This is a genomic window from Pseudomonas sp. IT-P2, from assembly GCF_949767575.1.
Lineage (GTDB): Bacteria > Pseudomonadota > Gammaproteobacteria > Pseudomonadales > Pseudomonadaceae > Aquipseudomonas > Aquipseudomonas pharyngis.
In genome coordinates, this window is record NZ_CATKQA010000033.1 from 189,071 (window position 1) to 214,045 (window position 24,975).

A 24,975-nucleotide genomic window follows, 5' to 3' on the forward strand; every position below is an offset into this window, starting at 1 on the left:
TGACCCGGTGTTCCGGCACGGGCGTTCTGATCGTTCCATTTGTCCGCCTTCAGGAGTTCTCATGCGTCTGACCCAGATTTTCGCCGCCGCAGCCATTGCGTTGGTCAGCACCTTTGCCGTCGCCGATGACGCGGCCGACAAAGCGATTCGCCAAAGCCTGGAAAACCTCCAGCTCGATGTGCCGGTCGATACCATCACCGCCAGTCCGCTGCCAGGCCTGTACGAAGTCAAGCTCAAGGGCAGTCGCGTGCTCTACGCCAGCGCCGACGGCCAGTACATCGTTCAGGGCTACATGTTCCAGCTCAAGGACGGCAAACCGGTCAACTTGACCGAGAAGACCGAGCGCCTGGGCATTTCCAAACTGATCAATGCGATCCCGGTAGCCGAGACCGTGGTTTACCCGGCCGTGGGTGAAACCAAGTCGCACATCACCGTTTTCACCGACACCACTTGCCCGTACTGCCACAAGCTGCACGCTGAAGTGCCCGAGCTGAACAAGCGCGGCATCGAAGTGCGTTACGTCGCGTTCCCGCGTCAGGGCCTGAATTCGCCGGGTGACGAACAGCTGCAAGCGGTGTGGTGCTCGAAAGACAAGAAAGCGGCCATGGACAAAATGGTCGATGGCAAGGAAATCAAGGCCGCCAAGTGCGATAACCCGGTTTCCAAACAGTTCGCCCTCGGTCAGTCGATCGGCGTGAACGGTACACCGGCCATCGTTTTGGCCGACGGACAAGTCATTCCGGGCTACCAGCCTGCGCCACAAGTCGCCAAACTGGCGCTGGGCGCGAAGTAATTCGCATCGTCACGCTCAGGCGTTGACGAGCGTGGTCCGGCGGCAGGATTGCCGGGCCATCAACAGAGAGCCGCGAACCTGCGGTTGTTTTCACGGCCGGCCTCGTGTCGGCCGTTTTATGGGGAGTTCACAGTGAAACCGGTCAAAGTAGGCATCTGTGGGTTAGGGACCGTCGGTGGCGGAACCTTCAACGTACTTCAGCGCAACGCCGAGGAAATTGCTCGTCGTGCCGGGCGTGGAATCGAAGTGGCACAAATTGCCACGCGCACGCCAAAGCCTCAGTTCCAGACGACCGGTATTGCGATTACCAACGATGTCTTCGAAGTGGCCACGAACCCTGAGATCGACATCGTCATAGAGCTGATGGGCGGCTACACCGTTGCCCGCGAGCTGGTACTCAAGGCCATCGAGAATGGCAAGCATGTGGTCACCGCGAACAAGGCTCTGATTGCCGTTCACGGTAATGAAATTTTCGCCAGGGCACGCGAGAAAGGCGTGATCGTGGCGTTCGAAGCGGCGGTCGCCGGCGGCATTCCGGTGATCAAGGCGATCCGTGAAGGCCTGTCCGCCAACCGTATCAACTGGGTCGCCGGGATCATCAACGGCACCGGCAACTTCATCCTCACCGAAATGCGCGAGAAGGGTCGCACCTTCGAAGACGTGCTGGCCGAGGCGCAAGCGCTGGGTTACGCCGAAGCCGATCCGACCTTCGACGTCGAAGGCATCGACGCGGCGCACAAGCTGACGATCCTGGCGTCGATCGCATTCGGTGTTCCGCTGCAGTTCGACAAGGCTTACACCGAAGGCATCACCAAGCTGACCACCGCCGACGTGAATTACGCCGAAGCGCTGGGCTACCGCATCAAGCATCTGGGCGTGGCACGCAGCACCGCCGCCGGTATCGAGCTGCGCGTACACCCGACGCTGATCCCGGCCGATCGCCTGATCGCCAACGTCAACGGTGTGATGAACGCGGTGATGGTCAACGGTGACGCTGCCGGTTCGACCCTGTTCTACGGCGCCGGCGCCGGCATGGAGCCGACCGCTTCGTCGGTGATCGCGGATCTGGTGGACGTGGTTCGCGCCATGACCTCCGATCCGGAAAACCGCGTGCCGCACCTGGCCTTCCAGCCGGACTCGCTGTCGGCCCATCCGATCCTGCCGATCGAAGCCTGCGAAAGCGCCTACTACCTGCGCATTCAGGCCAAGGACCATCCGGGCGTACTCGCTCAGGTGGCGAGCATCCTCTCGGAGCGCGGCATCAACATCGAGTCGATCATGCAGAAGGAAGTCGAGGAACACGACGGCCTGGTGCCGATGATCCTGCTGACACACCGCGTGCTGGAACAGCACATCAACGATGCGATCGCCGCCCTCGAAGCGCTGGCGGGCGTGGTCGGTCCGGTCGTGCGGATCCGTGTCGAGCACTTGAACTAAACAGAAACAGCTGCAAGCTTCGAGCTGCAAGCAGCAAGAGAAAAGCAGTCCGGCTTTTACTTGAAGCTTGTAACTCGTAGCTTGAAGCTCAAACCGAAGGTTTGCCCCTATGCGTTACATCAGTACCCGCGGCCAGGCACCGGCCCTGAATTTCGAAGACGTCCTGCTGGCCGGTCTCGCCACCGACGGCGGTCTGTACGTCCCGGAAAACCTGCCACGTTTCACCCAGGAAGAAATCGCTTCCTGGGCCGGCCTGCCGTATCACGAGCTGGCTTTCCGCGTCATGCGCCCGTTCGTCACCGGCAGCATTCCGGACGCCGATTTCAAAAAGATTCTTGAAGAAACCTACGGTGTGTTCGCCCACAACGCCGTTGCGCCGCTGCGTCAGTTGAACGGCAACGAATGGGTGCTGGAGCTGTTCCACGGCCCGACCCTGGCGTTCAAGGACTTCGCCCTGCAACTGCTCGGTCGCTTGCTCGACTACGTGCTGGAAAAGCGCGGCGAGCGCGTGGTGATCGTCGGCGCCACCTCCGGTGACACCGGTTCGGCCGCCATCGAAGGCTGCAAGCACTGCGAAAACGTCGACATCTTCATCCTGCACCCGCACAACCGTGTGTCCGAAGTGCAGCGTCGGCAGATGACCACCATTCTCGGTGAGAACATCCACAACATCGCCATCGAAGGCAACTTCGATGACTGCCAGGAAATGGTCAAGGCCAGCTTCGCCGACCAGAGCTTCCTCAAGGGCACCCGCCTGGTGGCAGTGAACTCGATCAACTGGGCACGGATCATGGCCCAGATCGTTTACTACTTCCACGCGGCCCTGCAATTGGGCGGCCCGGCGCGTTCGGTGTCGTTCTCGGTGCCGACCGGCAACTTCGGCGACATCTTCGCCGGCTATCTGGCGCGCAACATGGGCCTGCCGATCAACCAGTTGATCGTCGCCACCAACCGCAACGACATCCTGCACCGCTTCATGAGTGGCAACCAGTACGTCAAGGAAACCCTGCACGCCACGCTGTCGCCGTCGATGGACATCATGGTCTCGTCGAACTTCGAACGCCTGCTGTTCGACCTGCACGGCCGCAACGGTGCGGCAATTGCCGGGCTGATGGATTCGTTCAAGCAGGGCGGCGGTTTCAGCGTCGAACAGGAACGCTGGACCGAAGCACGCAAACTGTTCGACTCGCTGGCCGTGGACGATGCGCAAACCTGCGAAACCATCGCCGAAGTCTACGAGCAGACCGGTGAGGTGCTGGATCCGCACACCGCCATTGGCGTGAAAGCCGCGCGCGAATGCCGTCGCAGCCTGGACATCCCGATGGTGATTCTGGGCACGGCGCATCCGGTCAAGTTCCCGGACGCGGTGGAGAAAGCTGGTGTAGGAAAAGCTCTCGAACTACCTGCACATCTTTCTGATTTGTTTGAGAGAGAAGAGCGCTGCACAGTGCTGGCAAACGAGCTGAAAGCCGTGCAGGCCTTTGTCAGTCAGCATGGCAACCGCGGCAAGCCTCTTTAAGCCCGCAAAGCTGTCACATTTTGAAGCCCGTCTCCTGACGGGCTTTCTTGTTTTTGCATGCCACACTGCGCGCGTTTCGCCCACGAAGGACGGGCGAGTCGATGACGAAGGATGTGGCAATGCGGTTTTTTTCAGGATTGAAAGCAGCTCTGTGCTGGTTGTTTTTATTGGGGGGCTTCGAGTTGTCGCAGTCGAGCGAAGCTGCCCATCTGGCGAGGCATTCCGAAGGGGGGGAGAGTGTCCAGCCCATCGAGCTGGATGAAAATGAGCGTCAGTGGATTCGGGACAATCCCCGGGTGACGGTCGCCTCGGTGCAATACCCGTTGTATCTGTTTCAGGACGAACATGGTCAGTGGAGCGGCTTGAACAACGATGTGCTCACGCATATCAGCGCCATGACCGGATTGCAGTTCGTCCATCAGGAGTCGTTTTCCACCGATCACATGCTGGAACGGCTCCAGAGTGGCGTGGCCGACATCAGCACGACGTTGGCAATGAATGACGAGCGCAAGGCATTCCTGGACTTCAGTCACGCGTTCGGCGGTGCCGGCTGGGTATTCGTCGGTCGTTCGGGCGAGCCGCCGATAAAGTCGCTCGAAACGCTGGCCAAACGGGTGTTGGTCCTGCCGGCAAGGCACGCGCTGGAGGACAGCATTCGACGCGACTATCCGTCCATCGAGATCCGCTCGGTCAAGACCTATGCCGAGGCCCGGGCGCTGGTCGAGAGTGGTGAGGCCTACGCCACCATCGAAAACGAGATCGGCGCGCAGCTGTTTCCCTCCGGCCTGCTCAGGGTCTCGGGTCTCGTGGAAGGCAAGTGGGAGGCCGATCATCTGGCGGTGCGCAAGGGGCTGCCAGAGCTTGTGAGCATCCTCAACAAGGCACTGGGCGCTTTCTCGGCAGCCGAACTGCGCGCCATGCGCCTGAAATGGCTGGATGGCATTTCTCCCGCTCCGGTACCCTCGATCAGCTCGCTCCTGATCAAGTGGGGGTGCTGGGCGATGGGTGGGCTCGGCGTGTTCGGGCTGTTGCCGTTGCTGTGGAACCGTCGATTGACGGTCGAGGTAAAACAGCGGCGTGCGGCCGAAAAAGATCTAAGTGATCAACTGGCTTTTCAACATGCATTGATCGATGCGATGCCCGACCCCGTGTTCGTGCGCGATCTGCAGGGGCGGTTGATCATGTGCAACCGCAGCTATGAAGATGCGCTGTCGGTTCGGCTGGAGCAGGTACAGGGCCGGAAGCTGTTCGAGATCGATGCGCTTCCACAGGCCACGGCACTGATGTTGCACGACGAGTTCATGGCGCAGTTGGGCACTCGTAAAACACGTTTCAGCAAACGACAGCTGATGTTCAAGAGCGGCCCCCGTCAGATTTATCAGTGGACGGTGCCGTTTTACAGTGCCGATGGAAAACTGCGTGGCCTGCTCGGAGGCTGGACCGACATCACCGAGCGGCGGAAGGAGAGCGGGTGTCAATGTCTGCATTAAAGATGGGAAAAGTCCTATAAACCGCGATTCCTTTTCTGATGGGAGGCTTAGGACGACTGCCCTAGAGTGACAGGCCACTGCGGCGTGAATCCGCGATTGTCGCTCCAGAGGTCGTCCCATGCGCTCGCTCAAGATCCTGATTCTAGAACCCAATCCGTTCCAGCTGATGGCGTTGCACCAGATGCTCAACGCCATCGGTATCTACGATGTTCTGACCGCGCCGTCGCTGGGCTCGGCAAAGCGCTCACTGGAGCGTCGCGGAGCCGTGGACATCACCCTGTGCAATCCACAATTGCAGAACGGTGACGGGCTTGCGCTGATTCGGCATCTGGCCGACCGACAGAAAGCGCGGGCGATGATTCTGCTGGGGGCCGTGGCACCCAGCCTGCTGGACGATCTGGAAACCTTGCTGGGCGAGCACCGGATCACCTTGCTGGGGCGTTTGCACACGCCAGTCTCGGCGGTGTTGATGAGGGCGCTGCTGGATGCCTACATGACCCTCCCCAGGCATTCCGTCGACGCCTGAGCCCCCGGTTATTTTTCTGTCATCTTCCCCATGCATGCTCCGATAGGCCGGTGACGCACCGGGAGAAGCCGGCGACAAGCAGAACTTTCCTCTCGGGCCGGTGGTCATTTACTGTGAACACGCCCCAGGCACTGTGTTTTCGGACTATTGAGTGGAGATCGAGATGGAAAGTATCAGTCTATTGCTCGGTGAGGCTCTAAGCCCGTATCAAGTGACGTTGACCCCTCGGGGTCGCCATGGCGAATGCCTGGTGACCTTGAAGAACGGCAGCGGCGCGATCGTGGTGGAGCGCGAATTCAATCAGGCGCAATTGAGCGACAAGCGCCAACTGACGGATGTGGTCGATGGCCTGCACCGTGACATCCTGATTGCCGAAGGCCGGCTGGAACCCTGTGTGATCGCCGCGTTGCGAAACGCAGCCCTCGACAAGCACCCGGCCCTCTGAAACTGATTTTTCATTTGTGGGAACCTTCCTGCATCCAGGTCGGTCAGACCCGGTAACAGCAGGAGCAAGCATTGTGCTCCGGTGCTTGTCGCTTGCTGCTACGGGTCTTTGATACAGGCCACGTTTAACCCCGAGTCGTCTCCCCACTTCTCGGGGTTTCTTTTTGCCCGGATTTTACTGCGCGGCTTGTCGCTGGAAGAAAATCCGTGCCTGTTCCAGATAATCCTGACGCCTTTCGGGGTCGAGCCAGTCGGCGTAGAGCTGGTTGAGGTGATCGTGGGGCAGGGTGCGCAACAGCTGATTGATCTCGGTGATCGCCTGGCGACCCGCCGTGGTGTCGGTGCAGCCGACATGGCCCGACAGGTACTTGCCCGTGCCGCGAATCGGGAAGAACAGCAGTTCGTCCTCGGTGATCTCGGCCTGGCGCGCCTGATAACGGATTTCCGGCCAGTAACCCAGCACCACCTGCAAACGTCCCAGGCGCTGCATCGACAGCAGGCTGCTGAGCGCATCGTTGCCGTAATGGGGCGTCAGCGCGCCGCGCGGTGCCTGATGCAGCAATGTATCGATGTACTCGCCATAACTGCGCTCGGCTACCACGCCGACTTTTCGCTCGCCGTTGGCCAGAAATGCCGACAGATCGACTTCATCGTCGACCAGAAACGGCTCCAGCACTTCGCGATCTCTCTGACGCACCACCAGGCCATTGCTGACAGCGCGAAACGCGGGGATGGAGAAGGCGATCCATTGCGCCCTCTCCTTGTTCCAGATCAGCGACGGATCGCAGGCGAAGGGATGTTCATGAAGCATTTGAATGCCACGGGCGCGATTGACCCGCATCAAGGTGTGTTCGTATTGCGGCATGCCGGCAATCAGCATCGGCATCAATTGATCGATAACGCCCTGGCCCTTTTTCGGGCCTTCGAAAATCGTCAGCGGCGGCAGGTCGCGCAACAGCCAGATCAGCGTCGGTTTGGCCTGCGCCCACGTCGGCAGCACCAGCAGGAACAGCAGGCCGAACAACCGCCAGGTCCACCAATGGTGGGCGCGGCTCGAGGCCGAGGGCATCAGGGGCTTCAGCTCAGATGGCTCCGTCTTCGCGCAGCCGGGCGATCTGCTTCTCGTCGTAGCCAAGATCGTGGAGTACCTGCGCATTGTGCTCACCGAGCTGCGGTCCGACCCATTCGGACGTGCCGGGTGTCTCAGAGAGTTTTGGCACGATGCCCGGCATCTTGAAAGGTTTGCCGTCCGGCAGTTTGGCGTGGAGGAACATTTCCCGGGCCAGGTACTGCGGATCGTTGAACATGTCTTCGGCGCTGAAGATCCGGCTGGCCGGCACTTCGGCCTGATTCAGCAGATCCAGCACGGTTTGCAGCGGCAGCGACTTGACCCAGCGGTCGATCACCCCGTACAACTCATCGCGGCGAGTATCGCGCCCGTCATTGCTGGCCAGCGCCGGGTCATTGGCCAGATCTTCACGGCCGATGATCAGCATGAAGCGCTTGAAGATCGCATCGCCGTTGGCGCCGATCTGCACGTGTTTGCCGTCGGCACTGGTGTGAATCGACGACGGGGTGATGCCCGGCATGATGTTACCGGTGCGCTCACGAATGAAGCCGAAGACATCGAACTCCGGCACCATGCTTTCCATCATGGCGAAGATCGCTTCGTACAGCGCCACATCGACCACCTGGCCGAGGCCGCCGTTGACCTCGCGATGACGCAAGGCCATCAACGCGCCGATCACGCCCCACAAAGCCGCAATCGAATCGCCGATGGAAATCCCGGTGCGTACCGGCGGGCGGTCTTCGAAACCGGTGATGTAGCGCAGGCCGCCCATGGATTCGCCGACCGCACCGAAACCTGGCTGATCTTTCATTGGCCCGGTCTGGCCGAAACCGGACAGGCGCACCATCACCAGTTTCGGGTTCAGCGCGTGCAGGGTTTCCCAGCCCAGGCCGAGTTTTTCCAGCACGCCGGGGCGGAAGTTCTCGATCAGGATGTCGGCTTCACCCAGCAGTTTTTTCAGGATCGCCAGGCCATCGGGGTGTTTCAGGTTCAGCGTCAGGGACTTTTTGTTGCGCGCCTGGACGAACCACCACAACGAGGTGCCTTCGTACAGCTTGCGCCATTTGCGCAATGGATCACCGCCGTCCGGCGATTCGATCTTGATCACTTCGGCGCCGAACTCGCCGCAGATGCGCGAAGCAAACGGCCCGGCAATCAAAGTACCCAATTCAATGACTTTCAGACCGCTGAGCGGTTTGTTGGCGAACGGCATGCGAGATCCTGTAGGACAAGGCTGAGCAGATACAGCGTTTTAACATAGCCGGCTGTCAGTCGCGCAAGGTTGATCGCCATCAATTCGTGGATTGCCTACAGCATCGGTTAGACTTGCCGACTTTCCTCGTATCAAGAAGCCCGTTCATGGCCCAGCCGTCCACTACCTACAAATTCGAACTGAACCTCACCGACCTTGACCGCAGCGTCTACGAGAACGTGAAGCAGACCATCGCCCGCCATCCTTCGGAAACCGAAGAACGCATGACCGTGCGGCTGTTGGCCTACGCGCTCTGGTACAACGAGCAACTGTCGTTCGGGCGTGGTCTGTCGGACGTGGATGAACCTGCGCTGTGGGAAAAGAGCCTGGACGACCGCGTCCTGCACTGGATCGAAGTCGGCCAGCCGGATGCCGATCGCCTGACCTGGTGCTCGCGCCGCACCGAACGCACCAGCCTGCTGGCCTACGGCAGCCTGCGCGTCTGGGAAGGCAAGGTGATTCCGGCGATCAAGAACCTGAAGAACGTCAACATTGCCGCTGTTCCGCAGGAAGTGCTGGAAACCCTGGCCAAGGACATGCCCCGCGTCATCAAGTGGGACGTGATGATCAGCGAAGGCACGATCTTCGTCACCGACGACCGTGGCCAGCACGAAGTCCAGCTCAGCTGGCTGCAAGGCGAGCGCGGTTAAGTCCGCGCTACTCCCGAAAAATCCCACGTATCCAAGAGAAGCTCCTGTCACCCCATGCGTATCGATCCTCGCCCGTTGCCCGCCACTCTGCCGTTTCTCGGTGAACTGCCACCGCTACTGACCCGCCTGTACGCGGCGCGGGGCGTGCAGTCCGAGGCGGAGCTGGACAAGAGCCTGGCGCGGCTGATTCCGTTCCAGCAGCTCAAAGGGATCGATGCGGCGGTCGATCTGCTGGTGACGGCGCTGGAGCAGCGTCAGCGGATCCTGATCGTCGGCGACTTTGACGCCGACGGCGCGACGGCCAGCACCGTGGGCGTGCTTGGTTTGCGCCTGCTGGGCGCGGCGCACGTCGATTATCTGGTGCCCAACCGCTTCGAATACGGCTACGGCCTGACCCCGGAAATCGTCGAAGTCGCAATGACCCGCGAGCCGCAGCTGCTGATCACCGTCGACAACGGTATTTCCAGCGTTGAAGGTGTCGCGGCCGCGAAGCGCCATGGCCTGAAGGTCTTGATTACTGACCACCACTTGCCCGGCGATGAACTGCCGCAAGCTGATGCACTGGTCAATCCGAACCAGCCCGGCTGCGAGTTTCCGAGCAAGGCGCTGGCCGGGGTCGGGGTGATTTTCTATGTGTTGATGGCCTTGCGCGCACGCCTGCGCAGCCTCGGCTGGTACGAGAGCAAACCGCAACCGAACATCGGCGAACTGCTGGATCTGGTGGCGCTGGGCAGCGTTGCCGACGTGGTGCCGCTGGATGCCAACAACCGGATTCTGGTGCACCAGGGCCTGGAACGAATTCGCGCCGGACGTGCGCGGCCGGGGATCAAGGCGATCCTGGAAGTGGCCAAGCGTGAAGCTTCGCGCATTACGTCTACCGACCTCGGTTTTATCGTCGGCCCGCGTCTGAACGCGGCGGGGCGTCTGGATGACATGAGCCTGGGCATCGAATGCCTGCTGACCCACGACCCTGCGCTGGCGCGGGAAATGGCCGCACAACTGGACGGCATGAATCAGGACCGCAAATCCATCGAGCAAGGCATGCAGCGCGAAGCGCTGGCCCAGCTCAAGGACTTGCCGGTCGAGTCGATGCCGTTCGGTTTGTGCCTGTTCGATCCGGAATGGCATCAGGGTGTCATCGGTATTCTGGCGTCGCGGATGAAGGAGCGTTATTTCCGCCCGACCATCGCCTTCGCCGATGCCGGTGACGGTCTGCTCAAGGGCTCTGGGCGTTCGGTTCAGGGCTTTCATATTCGTGATGCGCTGAGTGTGGTGGCAGCGCAGCATCCGGACCTGATCAGCAAGTATGGCGGCCACGCGATGGCGGCTGGCCTGACTTTGCCGCAGGAGAATTTTCCGTTGTTCGCCGAGGCATTTGACGCCGAGGTGCGCAGGCAGCTTCGCGAAGAAGACCTGACCGGGCGCCTGCTGTCGGACGGCACGCTGGCGGTCGAGGAGTTTCATCTGGAACTGGCTCGGGCCCTGCGTCACGCCGGGCCGTGGGGCCAGCATTTCCCGGAGCCGCTGTTTCATGGTGTGTTCCAGTTGGTCGAGCAGCGGGTGGTCGGCGAACGACACCTGAAAGTAGTGCTGAAAACCGAATGCGGCTCGGTGAAGCTGGATGGCATCGCCTTCGGCATCGATCGTGATATCTGGCCGAACCCGACAATCAAATGGGTCGAACTGGCGTACAAGCTCGATCTGAACGAGTTTCGCGGCAATGAGACCGTGCAACTGATGATTGCCCACATCGAACCGCGTTGACGCCTTCGCGAGCAAGCTCGCGCAGGCGGACTTACATACACAGAATTACTCTGAACCCTCCCTCATCCCCGGATGTCGACTAGGCTCTAAGCACTGCTTGATTGGCCTTGTGACGTCTTGTCGAAATTTTTTGCCCGCGGGGGCGGGTGCTGCACCTTTTTCCTGTCACTCGTCGACTTTTCAAACAGAACCCTGGAGCCTGCCCACTGATTTGAGAGGTGCCCCATGAGTCTGCTGCTTGAACCCTTTACCCTTCGCCAACTGACCCTGCCCAACCGCATCGCCGTGTCGCCCATGTGCCAGTACTCCAGCGTCGATGGCCTGGCCAACGACTGGCATCTGGTGCACCTCGGCAGCCGTGCCGTGGGCGGCGCTGGCCTGGTATTCACCGAAGCCACGGCAATCACGGCCGACGGGCGGATCACCGCCGAAGACCTGGGCCTGTGGAACGACGAACAGATCGCACCACTGCAACGCATCACCCGTTTCATCACCGCCCAAGGCGCAGTGGCCGGCATTCAACTGGCCCACGCCGGGCGCAAGGCCAGCACCCACCGGCCGTGGATCGGCAAGCACGGAAGCGTCAAACCGGAGGACGGTGGCTGGACGCCGGTCGGGCCTTCGCCGATTGCCTTTGACCCGCAACACACCCAGCCGAAACAACTGGATGAAGGGCAGATCGCCCAGGTCATTCAGGACTTCGTGGCCGCAGCCAAACGTGCTTTGACCGCCGGTTTCAGTGTGGTCGAGGTGCATGCGGCGCACGGTTATCTGTTGCACCAGTTTCTGTCACCGCTGAGCAACCAACGCCGTGATCAATACGGCGGTTCGTTCGAAAACCGCATTCGTCTGGTGCTGCAAGTGACCGAGGCGGTGCGCGCGGTGTGGCCGGAAGAATTGCCGGTGTTTGTGCGCCTTTCGGCTACCGACTGGGTCGAGGACGGCTGGAATCCGGATGAAACAGTGGAGCTGGCGCGACGCCTGAAAGCCTTGGGGGCTGATTTGATCGATGTGTCATCGGGCGGCACGGCAGCCAACGCGGAAATCCCCGTGGGTCCGGGATATCAGACGCGCTTCGCCGAGCGGGTGCGCAAGGAGTCAGGCATCGCCACCGGCACCGTGGGAATGATTACCGAGCCGGCCCAGGCCGAGCACATCCTGCGGACCTGTCAGGCCGACATCATCTTCCTCGCCCGTGAGCTGTTGCGTGATCCGTACTGGCCGCTGCATGCCGACGATGACCTGGGCGGGCGCAAAGCGGTGTGGCCGGCGCAGTATCAACGTGCGACCCATCGGGATCAGCCGATTCATGAGTCTGACCTGCGGGATTGATTCCGACCGGTCGCAAAGCCTATAAAGCCCGCCATTGAACCGGCGGGTTTTTTCTTGCCTGCCGTCCGGAATTGCAAAGGAATGGAACGCAATGTTGATCGAACGTGAGCTGACTGAATCGGACTTGCCATTGTTGGCACTGATCGACCGCAGTGAGTTGGTTGAGGAGTGCTATCGCGTAGAGAACGGTGAGCTGATTCTGTATCCGGCGCGTTTCGACATGCGCGGCTGGCCCGAAGGGGAGGCGGAGGAGAATGCGCGGGTATTGGAAAAATGCTGGCGCAGCGGCGGTTGGCTACACGGGATTTTCGATGGGGAGACACTGGTGGCAGCGGTGGTTGTGGATAACCGGGTTATTCACAATCAGGGCCTGAAGATGCGGCAGTTGAAGTTTCTGCACATCAGCCGTGCCTGGCGCGGGCAGGGATTGGGCGGGCGATTGTTTGCACTGGCTTGCGAGCATGGCCGAGAGGTCGGCGCCGAGGCGTTGTACGTCTCGGCGACCGAGTCGCGCAATACCGTGGAGTTTTATCAGCGCCAGGGCTGCCGGTTACTGGCGCAACCGGATCCCGAGCTGTTTGATCTGGAACCCCACGATATCCACATGTACTGCCCGTTGGCCTGACGGCTCAACGCATCAAGGGTACTTGCGCTTGTCCGGCGCCGGCGGGAAGTACTGGTACAACCAGGTCTCGCTCAGTGTGCGATCGTTGGTACGGATAAACAGCCGCAGCTCAACCGGCTCCACGCTGTCATTGGTCGGGTACCAGTCGAACAGAATCCTGTAACCCTTGATGTCATCCAGCACCAGCACGCTGAAGTCCTGCACCTTGCCGTTGGAGCAAGTCACCACCGGTTCGATCCCGGTGCCCTGCGGCAGGCGATCCAGGCCGCCACCGGTGAAGTCCACAGCAAAGCGACGGGCCCAGACCGGCGGGTAATGCTCGCCCGGAGCCCAGCCTTCGACGAAGCCTCCCATACCCGAACGGGTCGCATGCACCCGCGCCAGCGGCGTGCCGACCGGCGGCAGGGCGCTCCAGTAGAGCTTGTAGCCGTAGTTCAGCGAATCCCCGGCGGCTACCGGTTTCTTCGGCGTCCAGAACGCAACGATGTTGTCCAGGGTTTCGCCGGTTGTAGGAATTTCCAGCAGATCGATAGAGCCTTCGCCCCACGCCGTTGTAGGTTCTACCCACAGACTCGGACGCTTGCTGTACCAGTCGACGGTGTCCTGATAGTTGGCGAATTCGTGGTCGGTCTGCACCAGACCGAACCCTTTCGGATCGGTGTCGGCGAAGGCGTTGAATTGCAGGGTCGCCGGGTTGTTCAGCGGGCGGCAGATCCACTCGCCGTTGCCGCGCCACATGGCCAGACGATCCGAGTCATGGATTTGCGGGTGAATGGTGTCGCACATCCGGCGCTCGTGGGTGCCGCAGCTGAACATGCTGGTCATCGGGGCGATGCCCAGTTGCTCGATAGCGGTACGGGCATTGATGTGGGCGTCGACTTCCATCACCACGCGCTCGGCCTGGCAGTCGATGTCGAAGCGATAGGCGCCGGTCGCGCTCGGCGAGTCGAGCAGGGCGTAGACCACAAAGCGGGTCGCGTTCTGATCCGGAGTTTCGAACCAGAATTTGGTGAAGTCAGGGAATTCTTCGCGTTTCTTGGCGTAGGTGTCCACGGCCAGGCCACGGGCGGAGAGGCCATATTGGCCAGTGGCATCCACCGCGCGGAAGTAGCTGGCGCCGAGGAACGACACCACGTCATGCCGATCCAGTTCCGGTGCCTTGAACAGCTTGAAACCGGCAAACCCCAGATCGCCCTTGAGCTGCTGGGTGTCGACCGAAGTGTTTTCATAGTTGAACAGCTGAGGGCGGAAATGCACCTCGCGGGCCGTGCGGGTCTTTGGATCGACGCTGTACATGCGCACCGGCTGACGGAAACCCATGCCGACGTGGAAGAACTGTACGTCGAGCTGACCCTTGTTCTCCTTCCACAGCGAATGCTCGCCGTCGTAGCGGATCGCGTTGAAGTTCTGCGGGGTCATGGTCGCCAGGGTCGGCGGCAGCACCTGTTTGGTGTCCTGATAGGCGTTGCCGGCCAGTTGTTTGGCCTGACGCTTCAGCGTTTCGAAGTCGAAAGCCTGGGCTTCACCGTCGGCGGCACCGCCAGAGGCGGCCCAGGCGCGTGCGGCGAGCAGGCCGGAGGCGGAAAGGCCGGTGTAAGCCGCAATGGCCATGGACGCTTTGAGCAAATTCCTGCGGTGCATAAATACAACCTGTCGTGGACAATCCCGCGCCGTTCCTGGCACGTACTGGATCAGAAATTACGGTTCGGACAAGCCTTCGGCCAAACGCTACGGACTAGTAACAGATGCCCGCTAGCTTAATCGGTTCGCCGATTTTGCAAAATTCATTGATATCACGGCGACAGCGTCTCAATGAAACAAGACGTTACGGTTACTTATCCCACAGTCTTTTCTGATTTATAGGGCATATCTGCTTTTTTCGACTAATTACTCTAAAAACCACTTTTCAGCGCCGATTTAATTTCTATTCTATGGGCATCGCCGGTCACGACTCATCCGACCGGCAGGGCTCAAATCGCTGCTTAAAGGAGCAGGGCGATGCGGTTTTCGAAAATTTCTGACGTACTGGAAAAGGACATCGTCCATGGCAAAAGGACAAGGCATCACCGAAATGTTAGGCATCTTTCCCTGCCTCACCAACGTCCGGCGAAGACGCCGGCTTAGTCCTGACGAACTGAAACTGGTGGAGCGTTACCGGGAGTTGTCGGAGAGCGACCGGATTGCGATGCGGTATCTGGTGGATGCGATGAGGAGTGTTTCGCGGTTTTGAAACAGGAGGTTCACCGTGAAAGCCATTTGGCTTTCACGGTGGCCAGATCAATCAACTTACCCGCGTCAGCGTCGGCGATGCCGACATGGATTGCGTGCAGATGCTCGGCAACCGCACATTGTTTGACGAGTTTTTGCAGGTAGTCTTCAGCAAAATTCTCGTCACTCGGGATGATTTCGAGAATGGGCTGAAGTGCGGGGATGGCGTTGCGCATCAGTTAGGGACTCGCTCAGAAATGTGTCGAGGTTGATGGTGAACATTGAAGGGGCTGACTCTTGAGTCCGCCCCTTTTTTCATTGGGCCAAGTGAGGCCGTCAGCTACATGTCCCCGATACCTGATAGGGCTGCTGACTGAGCACCAACTCCGGCATATCACGCCATTTCACCCAAGCCTGTTGTTGCCAGTGCAACAGCGGCACGGTGACGCCTGCCCAATGCACCGAGCTCAGGCTAGGGCAGTTTTCCGCTGTTGCTGAGCTGGTTTCCCGCAGGATGGGAATCACCTCATTGCTCAGCCATTGTCGAAGGTTGCGGTTTTCCGGGATGAAATGGTGGACGAGCAGCGCGTACATGCCGGATTCGCTGACCATCGGTGTCTCGACAACTTTGCCGTACTTGCGCAGCCGAACGGTGTGGCGTTGGTCGGGGTCGAGTTTGAGCGTGACGCGTGGGTTCAAGGGATGGCCCATCATGCGGCCCAGATCTTGAGCGCAGAACCAGGCTTGATGATCAAGCAGGAGGGCGTGGAGGAAGCGGTTGTGGCGGGTGAAAACCGTAGGGATAAAGTGCGTCTGGGTCTCTGGTGAATTTGGCGCGTGCATAGTCAATTTCTACTCCATGTTGAAATGAGAGCCGCCACTAATCCTTCGACAGATTTGGGTGGCGAACCGTGCGGCGTTCGAAGTCGGAACATTCTCGATCAACATGGAAGCCGAGAGGCCCGCGCCACACGGTCCGCCATAACGCGAATCCGAAAGGCAAAAAAGCCTCGGTTTCTATGGAGGACGCAGTTGCGCCATGTTGATGATGTACCGGCTTCGACCCCGGGCCGCTGATTGGGCAGCGACGGGGTAAAGCCTATCGGTCAGGCGCTAGCGGCGCCAAGTCTACGCTGTGGACGCGTAGCGTAGGAAATGTGGCTTCTTCTTGAAGCCTGCATCTGTAGGAATTTCCTGTTTTTGTAAGGCGGTCAGCCAGACTGCACCTGAAGCGTGATTTTTCCTTTATTTATTTGAATCTAAGGCATCCCCCAGGTGCTCGGCCCTTGGTCTCAGGGCTTAAAGGATTTTTGTGAATAATGGAGAATTCAATGAAGGTGTCCCTCAAACAGATCAACGGCCCGTGGGATCAGGGATGGGTGTTGGACAAGCACATGGTAAGTAGTACCTTTCTCGGCAACGATGATCGCGTAAACCCTTGTTTCGATAATCAGCGCACAGAGATTGGTCAGGCGACCTACCAGCTCAAATACCAGAAGGATTGGACTCAGGTCGGCCCACTGGCCCAAGCGGTAGCGACAAATGTGTTCCCTATGTTGGATCAAGTAGGATTTGTGCTGCCCATGCCTGCTTCAAATATCCGTCAGCGACAACCGGTAACTGAGGTCGCTCTGGAGTTGGGACGAATTGTCGGGCGGCCGGTTTTTTCGGATTTGCTTCGAAAGGCGACTACGGGAAAGTCGCTGAAGGATCTGCACTCCAAAGCAGAAAAGGTTGCTGCGATTGGAAACAGTTTCAGCGTCAATGACGAAATTACGACAGAGGGATGCTGGAATGTTTTGGTCGTAGATGATTTGTTTGACAGCGGAGCGTCGATGGACGCGGCTTGTGCTGTCTTGCGTGAATATCCGAAGGTGGGGAAGATCTACGTAGCGGCGCTAACCTGGAAGTGAATTCAATGACGACTGTATTTATTGCTGGCTCTATCAATATCAAGAACCTTGATCCGAAGGTTAAGGAGCGTATCAGTAATATCGTTGCGTCTGAATTCGATGTGGTCGTTGGTGATGCAGGTGGTGCCGATACCTCCATTCAGGAATATCTGCTGAGTCTTGAGCGATCCAAAACTACAGTGTTCTGTAGTGGTCCAGCACCGCGGAACAACCTCGGACAGTGGCCCGCCAGAACAGTGGACTCCAAACACTCCAAAGGATCGAGGGCCTTCTTCACTGAAAAAGACGTGGTGATGGCCGAAGCCGCTGACTACGGCTTGATGATATGGGATGCGAAGAGCACCGGTACGCTCAGCAACGTCATAGAACTGTTGTCGAGAAAGAAGAAGTCCCTTGTCTTCGTCAACAAGGAGAAGGAATTCAAAGTGGTGGGAGACGTCAATCAGCTCGAAGAGTTGATTGCATTCATGTCTGACCACGCCAAGCAAAAAGCCAACGAAAAAATCAAACTGTTCGATCGTATTTCCTCGCTGAAATACGATCAGTCCGAGCTTTTCTTTTGATGTTTTGCGTCGGCTTTCTTGAACCCCGGCACTCTATCGGTGCCGGGGCCAAAATTTTTTAGCGACTCACCTTCCAGGCATCCCCAGCCGGCGCCTTCCCATGGTCATACGGCTTGCCAATCCACATGTAAACCAGCCCCAGCCCAATCACGATCGCCGTACTCAGCACCATCGCGTAGTTGATGTACCACGCTGCATCCGGTGTGCGGGGCCAGGCCATGTTGATGATTGCGCCCACGCCATACACCAGCGCGCCGATGTTCACCGGCCAGCCCCAGGCGCCGAGGGTGAATTTGCCGCTGGGTTTCCAGCCTTTGCTGCGGGCGTACAGGGCGGCAAGGACGATCATCTGGAATGCGAGGTAGATGCCGATGGCGGCGAAGCTGACGATGGTGGCCACGGCGTCTTGCAGGAAGAAGCCGAGGGCGATGATCAGGCCGGGCAGGACGCCGGACACGAACAGTGCGGCAACCGGAACCTGGGTCGTAGGAGAAATCTTTTTGAGCAGTCGGCTGCCGATGACCATTTCATCGCGGGCGTAGGAATACAGCAGACGACTCGCCGCCGCTTGCAGGCTGATGACGCAGGAGATGAAGGAAATCATCACCACGCCCATCACCACTTTCGAGCCGATCGGGCCGAAGGCGTTGTTGAGGATGGTGGTGACCGGGTCCTTGTCGGTGCCGTTGATCACCGCTTGCATGTCCGGCACGGCGAGGATCAGCGCCAGGCAAGCGAACATTGCCGCGATGCCGCCGATATAGATGGTCATGCGCATGGCCACCGGGATTTTCTTGCTCGGGTTCGGGGTTTCTTCGGCTACATCACCGCAGGCCTCGAAGCCGTAGTAGAGGAACATCCCCGCCAGCGACGCGGTGAGGAAGGCCGGCAGATAGGAGCCCTCGACGCTGATATCGAAAGTGTTGAACAGCACGCTGATCGGCTGGTGACGCTCGAAAATCAGCAGGTACACGCCGACGATCACCGCGCCGACCAGTTCGCAGAGGAAGCCGAACATGGCGATCCGCGCCAGCACTTTGGTGCCGCTGAGGTTGACCAGGGTGGCGAACAGCGTCAGCACCAGGGCGATGACGATGTTGGTGTTGTTACTCGGCTCAAAACCCAGCATGGCCGCGAGGTACGGGCCGGCACCGACCGCCACGGCGGCGATGGTCACGCACAGGGCGATGGAGTAGATCCAGCCGACCATCCATGCCCATTTCTTACCCACCAAGCGACGCGCCCAAGGATAGACACCGCCGGAAATCGGGAACTGCGACACCACTTCGCCGAAGATCAGGCACACCAGCAATTGACCGCAACCGACCAGCAAATAGGCCCAGAACATCGGCGGCCCGCCAGCGGCCAGGCACAGGCCGAACAGGGTATAAACCCCTACGACCGGCGACAGATAAGTGAAGCCCAACGCGAAGTTTTCCCACAGGCTCATGCTGCGGTTGAAGTTGGAGGTGTAGCCCAGTTGACGCAGTTGTTCGGCATCGCTGTCGGCAACGGCGGCTGAGAGATCGGGTGATGCACTCATGTGTGTTTGCTCCGTGAAATCGGCAGATTTCGGATGGCCGAAGCCGTGGCGGTGCCTTGAAGGCGCCGCCCGGATCGGTAGTTATTGTTTTGAATGCCTGGTGGTGCGTAATGCCGGTTTCCTTCCTGGAACCGAGGTGACGCCATCGCCAGCAGGCTGGCTCTCACAAGGACTGTATTGAACCTGTGGAAGCCAGCCTGCTGGCGATGCCTTTAGTGCTTGAACATCACATGCCGAACCGTGGTGTAGTCCTCCAGCCCGTACATGGACATGTCCTTGCCGTAGCCGGACAGTTTCTGACCGCCGTGGGGCATTTCGCTGACAAGCATGAAGTGCGTGTTCACCCAGGTGCAGCCGTAGTGCAAACGCGCGGACAGGCGATGGGCGCGTCCTACATCGGCCGTCCATACCGAGGACGCCAGGCCGTAGTCCGAATCGTTGGCCCACTCCAGCGCCTGGGCCTCATCGGTGAATTTGGTCACCGAGACCACCGGCCCGAACACTTCGCGACGGACGATTTCGTCGTCCTGCTGGGCGTCGGCCAGCACGGTCGGCTCAAAGAAGAAACCATTGCCTTCGACAGCCTTGCCGCCAGTGATCAAGCGAATGTGCGGTTGCGCCACGGCGCGTTCGACAAACCCGGCCACGCGGTCGCGATGCTGGGCGGTGATCAACGGCCCGAGCTCGGTCGACGGATCATCCTGCAAGCCGTACTTGATGCTGCTGACCGCTGCACCGAGCTTCTCGACGAATTTGTCGTAGATGCCTTGCTGGGCGTAGATCCGGCACGCCGCGGTGCAGTCCTGGCCGGCGTTGTAGAAGCCGAAGGTGCGAATACCTTCGACCGCCGCATCAATGTCGGCGTCGTCGAAGATGATCACCGGGGCCTTGCCGCCCAATTCCATGTGCATGCGTTTGACGCTGTCGGCGGTGCTGGAAATGATGTTCGAACCAGTGGCGATGGAGCCGGTCAGCGACACCATGCGCACTTTCGGATGGGTCACCAGCGGGCTGCCTACGCTCGGCCCACGCCCGAACACCAGATTGAGTACACCGGCCGGGAAAATATCCGACGCTAGTTCGGCCAGACGCAACGCAGTCAGCGGGGTTTGTTCCGACGGCTTGAGCACCACGGTATTACCGGCGGCGAGGGCCGGGGCGATTTTCCAGGCAACCATCATCAGCGGGTAGTTCCACGGCGCGATGGAGGCGATTACGCCCACCGGGTCGCGGCGGATCATCGAGGTGTGGCCGGGCAGGTATTCGCCGCCGGCCGAACCGCTCATGCAACGGCTGGCGCCGGCGAAGAAACGGAACACGTCGGCAATCGCCGGGATCTCGTCATTCAGCGCGGCGCTGTAGGGTTTGCCGCAGTTGTCCGATTCCAGTTTGGCCAGTTCTTCACCGTGGGCTTCGATGGCGTCGGCGAGTTTGAGCAGCAGCAGCGAACGGTCTTTCGGCGTGGTCTGCGACCATTCGGCGAAGGCACTGTCGGCGGCGCGCACGGCGGCATCGACCTGGGCTTCGGTGGCCTCGTTGATTTCCACCAGCACTTCACCGTGTGCCGGGTTGAGCACCGGTTGCGCCGGGCCTTCGCCGTTGACCAGTTGGCCGTTGATCAAGAGTTTGGTTTGCATGTTGTTGTCCTCTTTCTACTGCAAATTCAGGGTGGGAAAAGTCAGGGAAATCATTTGCCGCCGCTGCCGGCCACGCTCTCGCCACCCCGGGTCAGGTAGTAGGCGCCGAGGATCGGCAGCATGGTCACCAGCATCACCAGCATCGCCACGACGTTGGTCACCGGCACGTCCCGTGGGCGGCTCAACTGGTTGAGCAACCACAGTGGCAAGGTGCGTTCATGACCGGCGGTGAAAGTGGTGACGATGATTTCGTCGAACGACAGCGCAAACGCCAGCATGCCGCCGGCGAGCAGCGCCGAGCCGAGATTCGGCAGGATGATGTAGCGGAAGGTCTGCCAGCCGTCGGCACCGAGATCCATCGACGCTTCGATCAGGCTGTGCGAGGTACGGCGCAGACGGGCGATGACGTTGTTGTAGACGATCACCACGCAGAAGGTCGCGTGGCCGACGACGATGGTGAACATCCCCGGCTCGATCCCCAGCGTCTTGAAGGTCGCCAGCAGCGCAATCCCGGTGATGATCCCTGGCAGTGCAATCGGCAGGATCAGCATCAGCGAAATACCCTGTTTGCCGAAGAAGTCCCGGCGGTACAACGCAGCGGAAGCGAGGGTGCCGAGCACCATCGCGATCAGCGTGGCGATGGCCGCGATCTGCAACGACAGCTTGATCGCTTCCAGCACATCCGGCCGCGAAAACGCCACACTGAACCAGTGCAGCGTGAAGCCTTTCGGTGGAAAGCTGAACGCCGCGTCTTCGGTGTTGAAGGCGTAGAGGAAGATGATCAGGATCGGGAAGTGCAGAAACACCAGCCCGCCCCAGGCTGCAATGCGCAAGCCTATTGAAGCCTTTTCAGAGTGCATCGAAGGCCCCCAGACGTTTGACGATGGACAGGTAAATGGCGATCAGCACGATCGGCACCAGCGTGAACGCTGCGGCCATCGGCATGTTGCCGATTGCACCCTGTTGCGCGTAGACCATGCTGCCGACGAAGTAGCCCGGCGGGCCCACCAGTTGCGGCACGATGAAGTCGCCCAAGGTCAGCGAAAAGGTGAAGATCGAACCGGCCGCGATGCCCGGCACCGACAGCGGCAGAATCACCTGCATGAAGGTCTGGCGCGGCTTGGCCCCGAGGTCGGCGGAGGCTTGCAGCAACGACGGCGGCAGGCGTTCCAGCGAGGCCTGGATCGGCAGGATCATGAACGGCAGCCAGATGTAGACGAACACCATGAACCGGCCCAGATGCGAGGTCGACAGGGTGCTGCCACCAACACCGGGAATCCCCAGAATGAACTGCAGCACCGGCTCCAGCCCCAAGTGCTGAACGAACCACTGCGCCACGCCGCCCTTGGCCAGCAGCAGCGTCCAGGCGTAAGCCTTGACGATGTAACTGGCCCACATCGGCATCATTACGGCGATGTAGAAAAATGCCTTGGTCTTGCCGGTGGTGTAGCGCGCCATGTAGTAGGCAATCGGGAACGCGACGATGGCGCTGGCGATCGACACCACGACCGCCATGCTCAGGGTGCGCAGGATGATGTCGAAATTCGATGGCTGAAACAGCGCGGCGAAGTTGGCCAGGGTCAGGTCCGGAGTGACTGCCATGGTGAAGTCGTCGAAGGTGTAGAAACCTTGCCACAACAACATCAGCAGCGAGCCCAGATAGATCGCGCCAAACCACAAAAGCGGCGGCACCAGCAGCATCGACAGGTACAGGTTCGGCTTGCGATAGAGCAGGTTGGAAAACCTGCGCAACGGCGCCGATTGAGGGAGGGCGAGGGCGGTCATGTCACACCCCGCTCGCAACGGTGTCGTGCAACGGAATCATCGCTTCCCGCGCCCAGCGTGCGCTGATGCGCTGACCGGTCTGGTGCTGCGCGCTGCTGTCGATCCACTGATTGTTGGCCTGGCTGATGCTCAGGGTCTGACCGTTTTCCAGGGTCAGTTCATAGCGCGTGGCGCTGCCCTGATACTGGATGTCGTGGAGCAGACCGCTGACTTCAATCTCGTGGCTGGCCAATGGGCCTTCGGCGAATCGCACGTGTTCCGGGCGGATCGAAAACGGCTGCGGATGACCACTGAGCTGGCGCGCCAGATCGCCACGAATCACGTTCGAGGTGCCGACGAATTCGGCGACGAAAGTCGTGGTGGGTTTCATGTACAGATTGCGCGGCGTGTCGACCTGCTCGATGCGGCCCTTGTTGAACACGGCCACGCGGTCGGACATCGACAGCGCTTCGGTCTGATCGTGAGTGACGAAGATGAAAGTGATGCCGAGTTGGCGTTGCAGCTTCTTCAGTTCGCTCTGCATCTGTTCGCGCAGCTTCAGGTCGAGAGCGCCCAACGGTTCGTCGAGCAACAGCACTCGCGGGCGATTGACCAGCGCGCGGGCGAGGGCAACACGCTGGCGCTGACCACCGGACAACTGCACCGGTTTACGGGCACCGTAGCCGCCGAGGGCGACCATGTCCAAGGCTTCTTCGGCGCGTTTGTGGCGCTCGGTTTTGTTTACGCCTTTGACTTTCAAACCGTAGGCGACGTTGTCCAACACGTTCATGTGCGGGAACAGCGCGTAATCCTGAAACACCGTGTTGACGTCGCGTTGATAGGGCGGCAGACCGGCGGCTTCGGCGCCGTGAATGCGGATCGAGCCCGCGCTCGGTTGCTCGAACCCGGCGATCAGGCGCAGGCACGTGGTCTTGCCCGAACCGGAGGGGCCGAGCATGGAAAAGAACTCGCCGTCCTGGATATCGATGGAAACCCGGTCAACGGCTTTCACTTCGCCGAACTGCCGGGAAACGTTGGTGAACTGGACTGCAAGCGTCATGGTGCGGTGCTCCAAAAAGGCGAGGGCCGTCGCAGCGGCCCTGCCTGGACTTCTGAAAAACAGTGTTCGAGTTGATCGTTCCCACGCTCTGCGTGGGAATGCAGCCCGTGACGCTCTGCGTCAGCTCTTGCGAATGGACGCGGAGCGTCCGGTGATGCATTCCCACGCGGACGGTTCGACGCCTCGACGTGGGAACGATCGGTGTGTGGGTATTACCTACCGCCCATAATCGAAATGTAGTCCTGCGTCCACCGGCTATACGGCACAAACTTGCCACCCTCAGCCTGCGGCGTTTTCCAGAAAGCGATCTTGTCGAACTGATCAAACCCGTTGGTCTTGCAGCCTTCAGCCCCGAGCAACTCACTGCCCTGACACGCCGCCGGAACCGCCGGCAACGAACCGAACCATGCCGCCACATCACCCTGGACTTTCGGCTGCAGCGACCAGTCCATCCACTTGTACGCGCAGTTCGGGTGCTTGGCCTCGGCGTGCAGCATGGTGGTGTCGGCCCAACCGGTGGCGCCTTCTTTCGGCACGGTCGAAGCGATCGGCTGTTTCTCGTTGATCAGCCCGTTGACCTGGTACGGCCAGGCGCTGGACGCGACCACGCCTTCGTTCTTGAAGTCGCTCATCTGCACGGTGGTGTCGTGCCAGTAGCGGTGGATCAGCTTCTGCTGGGCGCGCAACAGTTCCAGCACAGCCTTGTACTGATCTTCGGTGAGCTGGTACGGATCCTTGATCCCCAGCTCAGGCTTGGTGGATTTCAGGTAAAGCGCCGCATCGGCGATGTAGATCGGGCCGTCGTAAGCCTGCACGCGGCCCTTGTTCGGCTTGCCATCGGGCAGGTTCTGCGCGTCGAACACCACGTTCCAGCTGGTCGGCGCGGTCTTGAAGACGTTGGTGTTGTACATCAGCACGTTCGGGCCCCACTGGTACGGGGTGCCGTAGGTCTGGCTGTTGACCACGTACCACGGCGCGTCTTTCAGGCGCGGGTCGAGGGATTTCCAGTTCGGGATCAACGCAGTGTTGATCGGCTGCACACGCTTGCCGACGATCAACCGCAACGAGGCATCGCCCGACGCGGTCACCAGGTCGTAACCGCCCTTGGCCATCAGGCTGACCATTTCGTCAGAGGTGGCGGCGGTTTTCACATTGACCTTGCAGCCGGTTTCCTTCTCGAAACCGGTCACCCAGTCGTAGGCCTTGTCGCTTTCACCGCGTTCGATGTAGCCGGGCCAGGCGACGATATCCAGCTGGCCTTCGCCGGCGCCGACGGCTTTCAGCGGCTCGGCGGCCTGCAGGCTGGCGCTGGCCAGCAGGGCCGTGGTGATTGCACTGAGCAGTGCGGTCTTGTGCACGAACATGAGACACACCTCTTTGTTTTTT

The 24,975-nt window shown here is 60.0% G+C and carries 24 protein-coding genes; 13 read left to right on the plus strand and 11 right to left on the minus strand.

Features of this window, described 5'->3' with window-relative positions; translation table 11 throughout:
- Positions 1-61: 61 nt before the first annotated feature.
- From dsbC to ACM6JM_RS16990, 6 genes are all read left to right on the plus strand, one after another.
- Positions 62-793, plus strand: coding sequence for a bifunctional protein-disulfide isomerase/oxidoreductase DsbC (gene dsbC / locus ACM6JM_RS16965; protein ID WP_039769559.1), 732 nt, complete (start codon positions 62-64; stop codon positions 791-793).
- A 132-nt stretch (positions 794-925) separates the two neighbouring features.
- Positions 926-2,230: a homoserine dehydrogenase gene (locus tag ACM6JM_RS16970; RefSeq protein WP_074691229.1), complete on the plus strand. Its 1,305-nt coding sequence runs from the start codon at positions 926-928 to the stop codon at positions 2,228-2,230.
- Between the two features lie 109 nt (positions 2,231-2,339).
- Positions 2,340-3,749, plus strand: coding sequence for a threonine synthase (gene thrC / locus ACM6JM_RS16975; protein WP_007954636.1), 1,410 nt, complete (start codon positions 2,340-2,342; stop codon positions 3,747-3,749).
- 119 nt (positions 3,750-3,868) lie between these two features.
- Positions 3,869-5,239: a transporter substrate-binding domain-containing protein gene (locus ACM6JM_RS16980; RefSeq protein ID WP_039769565.1), complete on the plus strand. Its 1,371-nt coding sequence runs from the start codon at positions 3,869-3,871 to the stop codon at positions 5,237-5,239.
- Positions 5,240-5,357: 118 nt separating this feature from the next.
- Positions 5,358-5,765 (plus strand): response regulator, encoded by a 408-nt coding sequence (locus ACM6JM_RS16985; protein ID WP_039769567.1) that lies wholly within the window; start codon positions 5,358-5,360, stop codon positions 5,763-5,765.
- A gap of 163 nt (positions 5,766-5,928) precedes the next feature.
- A complete protein-coding gene (locus tag ACM6JM_RS16990) occupies positions 5,929-6,210 on the plus strand; it encodes a DUF3509 domain-containing protein (protein WP_064382409.1) in 282 nt (93 codons plus the stop codon).
- A gap of 174 nt (positions 6,211-6,384) precedes the next feature.
- Here the strand turns inward: ACM6JM_RS16990 and ACM6JM_RS16995 are convergent, their stop codons facing one another.
- The gene (locus ACM6JM_RS16995) at positions 6,385-7,278 is read right to left on the minus strand and encodes a TIGR02285 family protein (protein ID WP_178082859.1); all 894 of its coding nucleotides are present in this window, start codon (positions 7,276-7,278) and stop codon (positions 6,385-6,387) included.
- A 13-nt stretch (positions 7,279-7,291) separates the two neighbouring features.
- Positions 7,292-8,491, minus strand: coding sequence for a CaiB/BaiF CoA transferase family protein (locus tag ACM6JM_RS17000; RefSeq protein ID WP_039769570.1), 1,200 nt, complete (start codon positions 8,489-8,491; stop codon positions 7,292-7,294).
- 146 nt (positions 8,492-8,637) lie between these two features.
- Here ACM6JM_RS17000 and ACM6JM_RS17005 point away from each other — a divergent pair, with 146 nt between their 5' ends.
- The 4 genes from ACM6JM_RS17005 to ACM6JM_RS17020 all read left to right on the plus strand — a co-directional run bounded on the left by ACM6JM_RS17005 (position 8,638) and on the right by ACM6JM_RS17020 (position 12,901).
- Complete coding sequence (locus ACM6JM_RS17005; RefSeq protein ID WP_064593644.1) at positions 8,638-9,180, plus strand: YaeQ family protein; 543 nt, start codon at positions 8,638-8,640, stop codon at positions 9,178-9,180.
- A gap of 54 nt (positions 9,181-9,234) precedes the next feature.
- A complete protein-coding gene (gene recJ, locus ACM6JM_RS17010; RefSeq protein WP_039769572.1) occupies positions 9,235-10,944 on the plus strand; it encodes a single-stranded-DNA-specific exonuclease RecJ in 1,710 nt (569 codons plus the stop codon).
- A gap of 225 nt (positions 10,945-11,169) precedes the next feature.
- Entirely contained in the window at positions 11,170-12,276 is a 1,107-nt protein-coding gene (locus ACM6JM_RS17015) for an NADH:flavin oxidoreductase/NADH oxidase (protein ID WP_039769573.1), read from the plus strand.
- A gap of 91 nt (positions 12,277-12,367) precedes the next feature.
- Positions 12,368-12,901: a GNAT family N-acetyltransferase gene (locus ACM6JM_RS17020; RefSeq protein WP_074691231.1), complete on the plus strand. Its 534-nt coding sequence runs from the start codon at positions 12,368-12,370 to the stop codon at positions 12,899-12,901.
- 12 nt (positions 12,902-12,913) lie between these two features.
- Here ACM6JM_RS17020 and ACM6JM_RS17025 read toward each other — a convergent pair whose 3' ends face one another.
- Complete coding sequence (locus ACM6JM_RS17025) at positions 12,914-14,542, minus strand: glucan biosynthesis protein D (protein ID WP_064593655.1); 1,629 nt, start codon at positions 14,540-14,542, stop codon at positions 12,914-12,916.
- 403 nt (positions 14,543-14,945) lie between these two features.
- On the opposite strand from ACM6JM_RS17025, the gene ACM6JM_RS17030 reads away from it, so the two are divergent.
- On the plus strand, positions 14,946-15,131 hold the full coding sequence (locus tag ACM6JM_RS17030) for a hypothetical protein (RefSeq protein WP_039769577.1): 186 nt from the start codon (positions 14,946-14,948) through the stop codon (positions 15,129-15,131).
- A 10-nt stretch (positions 15,132-15,141) separates the two neighbouring features.
- Here the strand turns inward: ACM6JM_RS17030 and ACM6JM_RS17035 are convergent, their stop codons facing one another.
- Together ACM6JM_RS17035 and ACM6JM_RS17040 are read right to left on the minus strand one after the other, a co-directional pair.
- Positions 15,142-15,345: a hypothetical protein gene (locus ACM6JM_RS17035; protein WP_085611443.1), complete on the minus strand. Its 204-nt coding sequence runs from the start codon at positions 15,343-15,345 to the stop codon at positions 15,142-15,144.
- A 100-nt stretch (positions 15,346-15,445) separates the two neighbouring features.
- Complete coding sequence (locus tag ACM6JM_RS17040; RefSeq protein WP_085666857.1) at positions 15,446-15,952, minus strand: Bro-N domain-containing protein; 507 nt, start codon at positions 15,950-15,952, stop codon at positions 15,446-15,448.
- 488 nt (positions 15,953-16,440) lie between these two features.
- Here ACM6JM_RS17040 and ACM6JM_RS17045 point away from each other — a divergent pair, with 488 nt between their 5' ends.
- Together ACM6JM_RS17045 and ACM6JM_RS17050 are read left to right on the plus strand one after the other, a co-directional pair.
- Positions 16,441-17,022, plus strand: a complete 582-nt coding sequence (locus ACM6JM_RS17045) for a ComF family protein (protein WP_414882242.1) — start codon at positions 16,441-16,443, stop codon at positions 17,020-17,022.
- 5 nt (positions 17,023-17,027) lie between these two features.
- Complete coding sequence (locus ACM6JM_RS17050; RefSeq protein WP_039769587.1) at positions 17,028-17,585, plus strand: hypothetical protein; 558 nt, start codon at positions 17,028-17,030, stop codon at positions 17,583-17,585.
- A gap of 58 nt (positions 17,586-17,643) precedes the next feature.
- Here the strand turns inward: ACM6JM_RS17050 and ACM6JM_RS17055 are convergent, their stop codons facing one another.
- The 6 genes from ACM6JM_RS17055 to ydcS all read right to left on the minus strand — a co-directional run bounded on the left by ACM6JM_RS17055 (position 17,644) and on the right by ydcS (position 24,953).
- Entirely contained in the window at positions 17,644-19,128 is a 1,485-nt protein-coding gene (locus ACM6JM_RS17055; protein ID WP_039769589.1) for an APC family permease, read from the minus strand.
- Positions 19,129-19,340: 212 nt separating this feature from the next.
- A complete protein-coding gene (locus ACM6JM_RS17060) occupies positions 19,341-20,765 on the minus strand; it encodes a gamma-aminobutyraldehyde dehydrogenase (protein ID WP_103386444.1) in 1,425 nt (474 codons plus the stop codon).
- Between the two features lie 50 nt (positions 20,766-20,815).
- Positions 20,816-21,625, minus strand: coding sequence for an ABC transporter permease (locus tag ACM6JM_RS17065; RefSeq protein ID WP_074691237.1), 810 nt, complete (start codon positions 21,623-21,625; stop codon positions 20,816-20,818).
- Positions 21,615-22,550 carry an ABC transporter permease gene (locus ACM6JM_RS17070; protein WP_039769593.1) on the minus strand — a complete coding sequence of 312 codons (936 nt, stop codon included), beginning with the start codon at positions 22,548-22,550 and terminating at the stop codon, positions 21,615-21,617. Before ACM6JM_RS17070 ends, ACM6JM_RS17065 begins: the two co-directional genes overlap by 11 nt.
- 1 nt (position 22,551) lies before the next feature.
- Positions 22,552-23,589, minus strand: a complete 1,038-nt coding sequence (locus ACM6JM_RS17075; protein ID WP_074691239.1) for an ABC transporter ATP-binding protein — start codon at positions 23,587-23,589, stop codon at positions 22,552-22,554.
- Positions 23,590-23,801: 212 nt separating this feature from the next.
- A complete protein-coding gene (ydcS, locus tag ACM6JM_RS17080) occupies positions 23,802-24,953 on the minus strand; it encodes a putative ABC transporter substrate-binding protein YdcS (RefSeq protein ID WP_074691241.1) in 1,152 nt (383 codons plus the stop codon).
- Between the last annotated feature and the right edge of the window lie 22 nt (positions 24,954-24,975).